The sequence below is a fragment of the Geothrix paludis genome (assembly GCF_022808815.1).
Lineage (GTDB): Bacteria > Acidobacteriota > Holophagae > Holophagales > Holophagaceae > Geothrix > Geothrix paludis.
In genome coordinates, this window is record NZ_JAKZLC010000005.1 from 303793 (window position 1) to 311835 (window position 8043).

Genomic DNA, 8043 nt, shown 5'->3' on the forward strand with positions numbered 1-8043 from the left:
CCCTGCATCCGGAGGAGCCGTCCATGTGGAGCGGGAAGACTTGGTTGACCTTGGCCGCGGCGGTGGTGCTGGCCGCGGGCGCGGCCCTGGCCCTTCCCCGCCCCGGTCATGTTCCGGCCCCGGCCCCGACCGATCGTGAGGTGAAGGTGAACGCACCCGAGAAACCCAGCCAGGACGTGCTCAGGAAGAAGCTCACGCCCATGCAGTACCACGTCACCCAGGAGGCCGGCACCGAGCCGCCCTTCCAGAACGCCTTCTGGAACGACCACCGGGAGGGGATCTACGTGGACGTGGTGAGCGGCAAGCCGCTCTTCTCCTCCAAGGACAAGTTCGACTCCGAGTGCGGCTGGCCCAGCTTCACGAAACCCCTGGCCGCCGACGAGGTGGTGGAGAACCGCGACACCTCCCACGGCATGATCCGCACGGAGGTGCGATCCAAGGGCGCCGATTCGCACCTGGGCCACGTGTTCGATGACGGCCCGCGCGACCAGGGCGGCCTGCGCTACTGCATCAACTCCGCCTCCCTGCGCTTCGTGCCCGTGGACGACCTGGAGCAGGAGGGCCTGGGCCGCCTCCTGCCCCTCTTCGGCCGGACCGCCAAAGCCGCGCCCGCCCCGAAGCCGAACCCGGCGGAGGAGATCGCCACCCTGGCCGGGGGTTGCTTCTGGGGCATGGAGGACCTGCTGCGGAAGCAGCCGGGCGTCATCGCCATCGAGGTGGGCTACACCGGTGGGAACGTCCCCAACGCCACCTACGAGCACCATGAGGGCCACGCCGAGGCGGTGCAGATCCGCTTCGACCCCACGAAGACAAGCTACGAGGCCCTGCTGCGCTTCTTCTTCCGCATGCACGACCCCACCACGCTCAACCGCCAGGGCAACGACGTAGGCACCTCGTACCGCAGCGCCATCTTCTACCACAGCGAGGCCCAGCGACAGACCGCCGAGCGCGTGAAGGCCGAGGTGGACGCCAGCGGCAAGTGGAAGCGCCCCATCGTCACCGAGATCACGGCGGCCGGCCCCTGGTGGAAGGCCGAGGACTACCATCAGGACTACCTAGTCAAGCACCCGGGCGGCTACACCTGTCACTACGTGAGGGACTGATCGCATGGCATCCTTGTCCATCCGGACCGGCCTGGCCCGGATGGATCCTGGAGCGCCCATGTCCGGCATGCGACACCCGGAGAACCGGCCCGACCTCCATGCGGTGGTCGAGGCCCTGGCGGAGGCCTCCTCCGCCCTCACGGAGATGCCCCTGGGCTGTCGCGAGTTCCCCTCCCGCACCGCGCTGGCCGCGCTGGTGGAGGAGATGCGGGCCCTGCTCTTCCCCGGCTACTTCGGCGCCTCCGAGCTGAACGCGGAGACCCTGCGCTACCACTTGGGCGCCCGCATGGACCGGGTGCTCCACGGCCTGGCCGACCAGATCCAGCGCGGCATGATGGCCTCGGACCCCGCCTGCGGCGACTGCGAGGAGCGCGCCCTTGGCCTGGCCCGGGCCTTCCTGGCGCGGCTGCCGGAGGTCCGCCGCCTCCTGGCCACGGACATCCAGGCCGGCTTCGAGGGCGATCCCGCCGCCACCAGTCCCGACGAAGTGCTCTTCAGCTACCCGGGCCTGCTGGCCATCACCAACCAGCGCCTGGCCCACGAGCTGCTGAAGCTGGGCGTGCCCCTGCTGCCCCGCATGATCACCGAGCACGCCCACAGCCTCACGGGCATCGACATCCATCCGGGCGCCCAGATCGGCGAGCGGTTCTTCATCGACCACGGCACGGGCGTCGTCATCGGCGAGACCTGCGTCATCGGCCACAACGTTCGCATCTACCAGGGCGTCACTCTGGGCGCCAAGAGCTTCCCCCTGGACGCCGAAGGCCATCCCGTGAAGGGCGTCCCCCGCCACCCCGTGGTGGAGGATGATGTCATCGTCTACTCCAACGCCACGGTGCTCGGTCGCATCACCATCGGGAAGGGCTCCGCCATCGGCGGCAACGTGTGGCTCACCCGCAGCGTGCCGCCCGGCAGCGTGATCACCCAAGCCAACGAAAAGGACGGCATGCCCGCATGACCACCCTCCTGCGCTTCCTGTTCTCCGCCATCGGGCTCCTGGTGGCCAGCGCCGTCGTGCCCGGCCTGGGCCACGGCGCCTTCCTGGATCTGCTCATCGTGGCCGTCATCCTGGCCGCCCTGAACGCCACCGTGGGCAGCCTGCTGAAGGTCATCGCCTTCGTGCCCATGGCCTGCTCCCTCGGCTGCTTCAGCCTGGTCATCAACGGCCTCGTATTCTGGCTGGCGGGCACGCTGTCCACGCGGCTGGGCCTCCAGTTCACCGTCAGCGGCTTCTGGGCCGGCTTCTTCGGCGCCCTGGTGACCAGCGTGGTGGCCTCCGTCCTCGGCGCCCTCTTCATCCCCAAGGACCGCCAGCGCCCCCAGGGACCAGCGCCGCGCATCAAGATCGTGAACTGAAAAGGCATTCACCGCGTTCTCTGCGGTCAGAGGTTTTCAGTTTTTCCCAGAAGCCCCCGCACCGCCGATTCTGCGGCCTCGCGCAGCCTGTCGGGATCCGCGTAGGCGCTGGATTCCAGGGGAACTCCCACGGTGATGCGGTAGGAACCGCCCTTCACGCGCCAGGCGCCCTTGGGCAGAATCTCGGGGCCGCCGTGGATGGCGAAGGGCACCACGGGCACGCCGGCCTCGAAGGCCAGGGCGAAGGCGCCCTTCTTGAAGGGCAGGAGATTCCCGTCGCGGCTGCGGGTGCCCTCGGGGAAGGCCACGATGGCCTGGCCCGCTCGGATGCGGGCCGCGGCCTCGGCCAGGCTCGCCATGGCGGCGGCGCGGTCGCGGCGGTCGATGAAGATGAAGTCCGCCAGCCAGATCACCCAGCCCAGGAAGGGGATCCCCGCCAGTTCCCGCTTGGCCACGAAGACGGGATGGCAGGGCAGCGTGGAGATCACCAGGGGCGGGTCGAAGAGGGAGGTGTGGTTCCCGATGAAGACGGCGGGCCGTCGGCCCGTGCGGAGATCCTCCGGCAGTGCCTCCCAGCCCTCCAGCTCACGCCGGATGCCGAAGGCCTCCGCGGTCCCGCGGATGTACCACGGAGCCACGATCCAGAAGGCGCGGGGGCCGCCGAGGAAGGGCGCCAGAAGGAAGCACAGGCAGACGGCCAGCGCCAGCATCAGGGCGCCGAAGATCCAGACCAGGAGCGGGCGGACGAAGGGCCTTCCCACCGGCGCCTACTGCGGCGGCAGGAGCACGGCGTCCTTGATGCGCACCGCGTACTGGGGCACACCGCTCTGGCCCTTGCGCCATTCCGTCCGCACCTTCTCGATCTTGTCCACCGCGTCCATGCCCGACACCACCCGACCGAAGACGCAGTAGCCGTATCCGTCTTCGCTCATGTCCCGGTGATCGAGGGCCTTGTTGTCCACGGTGTTGATGAAGAACTGGGCCGTGGCGCTGTGGGGGGAGCCGGTGCGGGCCATGGCGATGGTGCCGCGGGTGTTCTTCAGGCCGCCCCGGAAGGTCTCGGGCGCCTCGTTGAGGATGGCTGGACGGGTGGGCTTCTCATCCATGTTCTCCAGCAGGCCGCCGCCCTGGATCATGAAGCCCTCGATGACGCGGTGGAAGATGGTGCCCTTGTAGAACCCGTCCTTCACGTACTGGAGGAAGTTCTCCACGGTCTTCGGAGCCAGGGCCGGCTCCAGCTCCACCACGATGGGTCCGTAGCTGGTCATGAACTGCACGCGGGGCTTGGCCACCGGGGCAGGCGTGGCCACCGGGGCAGGCGCGGGGGTCTGGGCCGGAGGCGCCGTGACCGGCGCCTGGGCGGACAAGGTGGCGGCGAGGAAGAGGCAGGGCAGCAGGCGGGGCACGGGAACTCCTGGGGCATTCCCTTCCATTCTGCCGCGAACGGCGGATAAGTCCCCGTTATCGTGGAGGCATGCCCTTCCTGGACCTGCCGCCCTGGATCCTCAGCCTCTTCCTGGCCCCCTTCGGCCTGATGATCGGCTCCTTCTGCAACGTGCTGATCCACCGGCTGCCCCAGGAGGCGCCCGAGGACCGCAACGTGGTGACGAAGGCCAGCCACTGCCCCTCCTGCAAGGCGAAGATCAAGCCCTGGCACAACGTGCCCCTCTTCGGCTGGCTGTGGCTCCGGGGGAAGTGCGCGGCCTGCGGCTGGCGCATCCCCGCCCGCTACCCGCTGGTGGAGCTGCTGGGCGGCCTGGTCCTCGGCGGGGCCCACTGGCTCTTCCCCTTCGGGACGCTCATCTGGGTCAAGGCGGTGATCTGCGCCTATGCGCTGCTGGTGCTGTTCTTCACGGACCTCACGGAGATGATCCTGCCGGACGTCCTGCAGTTCCCCCTCATGGCCCTGGGCGTGCTCTTCGCCCTGCCGCAGCTGGCCTGGCCGGAGGCGCTCCTGAAGGCCTGGGGCCGCGGCGACACGCTCATCCAGGCCCTGGCCTTCCACAACGGCCTCCAGCCCGGTCCAGCCTATAGGGGTTTCGAGCCCACGGTCACCTGGCAGGCCAGCCTCCTGGGCCTGGCCATCGGCTACGGCGCCCCCGCCCTGCTGAACCAGATCTATAAGTGGATCCGCAAGACCGACGGCCTGGGCATGGGCGACTTCAAGATGCTGGCCTGGCTGGGCGCCTTCTGGGGCTGGGGCCCCATGCTGGGAATCCTCTTCCTGGGCGCGGGCCTGGGCGCCGCCGTGGGCCTGCCCCTCATGCTCACGCGGCGCTCCGGCGGCCAGACGATGCTCCCCTTCGGCTGCTTCCTCGCCCTGGCCACCCCCATCGTCGTGTTCTTCGGGCGAGCGCTGTGGCTGGGCTACCTGGGCGTGGTGGGCTAGGACCTCTCCGCGGGCTCGAGGACGATCGCCGCCAGCGTCTCCTGCAGGTCGCGGATGCGGCGGGCGCCCACCCGCCGGGCCCAGTCGGCCTCGACGCCGCGGACGAAGGCGCGGATCTCCTTCGTGAAGGCACGCCCCCGCGCCGTGAGGCGCACCCGCGAGGCCCGGCGGTCGTCGGGATCCTCCACGCGCTCGGCATGGCCGACCCGGCACAGGTGGTCGACGAGGGCCCCCATCGACTGCTTCGTGACGCGCGCCATCTGGGCCAGCTCCGTCAGACGGGCCCCTTCAGGCCGGGTCCACAAGGCCTGGATGGCGGCGCAGTGTGCGGGCTGGATGTCCGTGTGGCCTGCGGCGGCCAGCCATCGGACCAGTTCCTGCCCCATGACCTGGTTGGCCAGCCGGAGCAGCGCCCCGAGGAGCGGGCGGTCAGGTGGGTCCGTGCGGCGGCTGGAGGATCGGGGCCTTGACATGAAGTCAGGTTAGCTGACCATATCTAGTCAGGTCAACTGACCATTGGAGCCAGGATGATCCATCACATCTCGATCCCCGCCCGCGACCCGCAGCACGTGGCCAAGGTGCTCGCGGAGCTGCTCGGCGGCCACACGGGCGGCTACGCAGGCCCCTTCGTCGGCCCCATCCCCGGCGCCTGGGTCGCCTACGCGGAGGACGCCCACGGCACCGGGGTCGAGGTCTACCCCGAGAGCACCATCCTCGTGCCCGGCGAGAACGCGGGCATGGGCGCCGCCGCGCTGCGCGAGGCGCCCGCGGCCGTCGCTTTCCACGCCCTGATCTCGGTCAAGGCCGGACGGGCGGACATCGAGCGGATCGGCGCGCGCGAGGGCTGGCGGACGCTGCACTTCTGGCGCGGGCCCAACCCGCAGGTCCGGCTCTTCGAGCTCTACGAGTTCTGGGTGGAGAACCGCGTCATGCTCGAACTCCTCACGGAGGACATGGTCGATCCGTACCAGAGGATCGCGAACGGCCCCGCCCAGCGCGACCTGCTCGCCCACCTGGCCGGCGCCCGGGGCTGAAGGCGCCTCAGCGGCCTTGGCTGAGCTCCATCAGCACCCCGCCCGTTTCCGAGGGGTGGATGAAGGCCACGCGGCAGCCGTGCGCCCCGTTCCGGGGCGCCTCGTCGATCATCCGCACGCCCTTGGCGAGGAGTCCGGCCACGGCGGCGTCGATGTCGTCCACCTCGAAGCAGACATGGTGGATGCCGGGACCGCGCTTGGCCAGGAACTTCCCGATGGGGCCCTCAGGATCGGTGCTCTCCAGGAACTCCAGGGTGCTCTCGCCCACGGGGAAGAAGGCGGTCTGGACCTTCTGCTCGGGCACCGCCTCGGCGTGGTCGGGGGCCATGTCGAAGAGCCGCGCCATGCGGTCCACGGCCTCGTCCAGGCCCAGCGTCGCGATGCCCAGGTGGTTGATGCGCAGCAGTTTCATGGAGCCCCCGTGGCCTCATTCTCCGACGATCCCGGCCGGGAAGGCTAGGTCGCCGACCGCCTGGGGAAGACCTCCCGGGCGCAGTCGGGGCAGATGCCATGCGTGAACTCGGCATCGGTGTGCTCGTTCAGGTAGGCCTCGAGCTGGTTCCAGTAGCCCTTGTCATCCCGGATCTTCTTGCAGTGGCTGCAGATGGGGAGCATGCCGCCCAGGGTCTTCACTTCGGCGAGGAGGGCCTCCAGCCGCGCATGGGCGGCCTGCTGGCGGACCCAGACGCGATGCAGCAGCCACGAGGCCGCCAGGGTCAGGCAGGTGAAGAGGACCACCTCCAGGACCTCCTGGGCTAGGTCCTGCCGCCACTCCGCCAGGACATCCTGATCGGCCAGCCCCACCACCACGTAGAAGGGCTGCCCCTCGACCCGGCGGATGGCGAAGGTGCGCCGGACGTGATCGAAGGGCGTGAGGGCCCGGTAGGTGCCGGCACGGTGGCCGGACCGCGCAAAGGCCTCGAACTCCGGGGAGACGATCCTCTGGCCGATGGCGGTGCCGGCGCTGACGGGCTCCGGATGGCGGGCGATCAGTTCCAGATCCAGGTCCCGGAGGGCCACGGAGCCGCGGGGCCCCACATCCAGGGCCGAGAAGGTCCGGCTGAACTGGTCCAGCTCGATGACGGCCTGGGCCATGCCGGCGAAGCTGTGGTCCGGGCGCTCGATGCGCCGGGCCAGGACGATCACCCAGGTGCCCGTGAGCCGCCCCACCAGGGGCTTGGAGATCACCAGCCCGGCGTGGGGATCATTCCGGAGGCGGAGGAAGTGGGCCCGGTCCGACAGGTTGACGGGGGTGGCCATCCCGGCGCCGAGGCCGCGCACGACCACACCCTGGGCGTTGGTCACCCGCAGGGCCTTCACTTCCGGCACCCGCGCCTGCTGGCGGCCGATGAAGGCATCCAGGGCCGCACCGGCCCGGGCGGGGTCCGCGAGCGCGCGCTCGGCCTCCTCCTGCACCGCCTGCAGGGCGAGGTCGGCCTTGCCGAAGGTCCCCCCCACGGAGTCGTCCAGCACCCGGGCCAGGTTCTGGGCCGTGGCCGCGGCCTGGTCCAGGTGGGTCCTCAGGCCCTTGTGCAGGGAGACCCAGGCCATGAGGATGACGAAGAGGTTGAGGACCAGGACACCCGCCCCCAGCAGGAGCAGGAAGCGCTTGGGCGCGAAGATCTGGGCAGAGCTGGATCGGGAGGGTGCCATGGAATCCGCTGGGAAGACGTCCTGCAGAGATCCTAGCGGCATCCTTCCGGCACTCTTAATGCTGGCAGGCCGGGGCCATGCCCAGGGTGATCGTCCCATTCGAGACCTGCACCTTGCCCTTGCCGCCCAGGAAGGCGATGACGCCATCGAAGTCGAACTGGTCGCCGTGGCAGTTGCAGTAGACCGCCGAGGCGCCGTGGGCGGCGACGGAGGCGGCGCGCAGCTCTTCCAGGTGGCAGCTCCCGCCCCGCTCCACCAGCAGGGCAAGCAGGTCGTGGCCGTAAAGGGGTTCGGACATGGCGGGCTCCGGTTCAGGAGTCGTGACTCCTGAACCCAGTCTATCGGCCCCGGCGGTGACGGGGGTCACGCCCCCTCAGGTTCCTAGGGCCTGTTTTCAAAGTGGGGCGTGGCCGCGCAAGGGGCGCCGCCCAAGCGAGGCAAGGAAAGCGACGAAGGCGATGGTGGACCCATCGTCGAGGAGCTTGACGCAGCATCGCGCCGGGCGCCG

General features: G+C 69.9%; 11 protein-coding genes. 5 read left to right on the top strand and 6 right to left on the bottom strand.

Annotation, left to right across the window (positions count from 1 at the left end):
- Positions 1–23: 23 nt before the first annotated feature.
- From MLE64_RS14005 to MLE64_RS14015, 3 genes are read left to right on the top strand one after another with little or no spacing between them, the layout of a single operon-like run.
- Positions 24–1103 carry a bifunctional methionine sulfoxide reductase B/A protein gene (locus tag MLE64_RS14005; RefSeq protein WP_243318574.1) on the top strand — a complete coding sequence of 360 codons (1080 nt, stop codon included), beginning with the start codon at positions 24–26 and terminating at the stop codon, positions 1101–1103.
- Between the two features lie 58 nt (positions 1104–1161).
- Positions 1162–2061 carry a serine O-acetyltransferase gene (locus tag MLE64_RS14010; protein WP_243294444.1) on the top strand — a complete coding sequence of 300 codons (900 nt, stop codon included), beginning with the start codon at positions 1162–1164 and terminating at the stop codon, positions 2059–2061.
- Positions 2058–2459, top strand: coding sequence for a phage holin family protein (locus MLE64_RS14015; RefSeq protein WP_243318576.1), 402 nt, complete (start codon positions 2058–2060; stop codon positions 2457–2459). The genes MLE64_RS14010 and MLE64_RS14015 overlap by 4 nt, the downstream gene beginning before the upstream one ends.
- 26 nt (positions 2460–2485) lie before the next feature.
- Here MLE64_RS14015 and MLE64_RS14020 read toward each other — a convergent pair whose 3' ends face one another.
- Entirely contained in the window at positions 2486–3220 is a 735-nt protein-coding gene (locus tag MLE64_RS14020) for a lysophospholipid acyltransferase family protein (RefSeq protein WP_243318578.1), read from the bottom strand.
- Positions 3221–3226: 6 nt separating this feature from the next.
- Positions 3227–3865 (bottom strand): peptidylprolyl isomerase, encoded by a 639-nt coding sequence (locus MLE64_RS14025; RefSeq protein WP_341482290.1) that lies wholly within the window; start codon positions 3863–3865, stop codon positions 3227–3229.
- Positions 3866–3933: 68 nt separating this feature from the next.
- On the opposite strand from MLE64_RS14025, the gene MLE64_RS14030 reads away from it, so the two are divergent.
- On the top strand, positions 3934–4848 hold the full coding sequence (locus MLE64_RS14030) for a prepilin peptidase (RefSeq protein ID WP_243318580.1): 915 nt from the start codon (positions 3934–3936) through the stop codon (positions 4846–4848).
- On the opposite strand, the gene MLE64_RS14035 is transcribed toward MLE64_RS14030, so the two are convergent.
- Positions 4845–5321: a MarR family winged helix-turn-helix transcriptional regulator gene (locus MLE64_RS14035; protein WP_243318582.1), complete on the bottom strand. Its 477-nt coding sequence runs from the start codon at positions 5319–5321 to the stop codon at positions 4845–4847. The two genes, MLE64_RS14030 and MLE64_RS14035, sit on opposite strands and share 4 nt — an antisense overlap.
- A gap of 54 nt (positions 5322–5375) precedes the next feature.
- Between MLE64_RS14035 and MLE64_RS14040 the strand changes: the two genes are divergently transcribed.
- Positions 5376–5882, top strand: a complete 507-nt coding sequence (locus MLE64_RS14040; protein WP_243318584.1) for a VOC family protein — start codon at positions 5376–5378, stop codon at positions 5880–5882.
- 7 nt (positions 5883–5889) lie between these two features.
- Here MLE64_RS14040 and mce read toward each other — a convergent pair whose 3' ends face one another.
- From mce to MLE64_RS14055, 3 genes are read right to left on the bottom strand one after another with little or no spacing between them, the layout of a single operon-like run.
- Positions 5890–6294: a methylmalonyl-CoA epimerase gene (gene mce / locus MLE64_RS14045; RefSeq protein ID WP_243318586.1), complete on the bottom strand. Its 405-nt coding sequence runs from the start codon at positions 6292–6294 to the stop codon at positions 5890–5892.
- A gap of 44 nt (positions 6295–6338) precedes the next feature.
- Entirely contained in the window at positions 6339–7535 is a 1197-nt protein-coding gene (locus tag MLE64_RS14050; RefSeq protein WP_243318589.1) for a PDC sensor domain-containing protein, read from the bottom strand.
- A gap of 55 nt (positions 7536–7590) precedes the next feature.
- Positions 7591–7833, bottom strand: coding sequence for a DUF2492 family protein (locus MLE64_RS14055; RefSeq protein ID WP_243318591.1), 243 nt, complete (start codon positions 7831–7833; stop codon positions 7591–7593).
- Positions 7834–8043 lie beyond the last annotated feature (210 nt).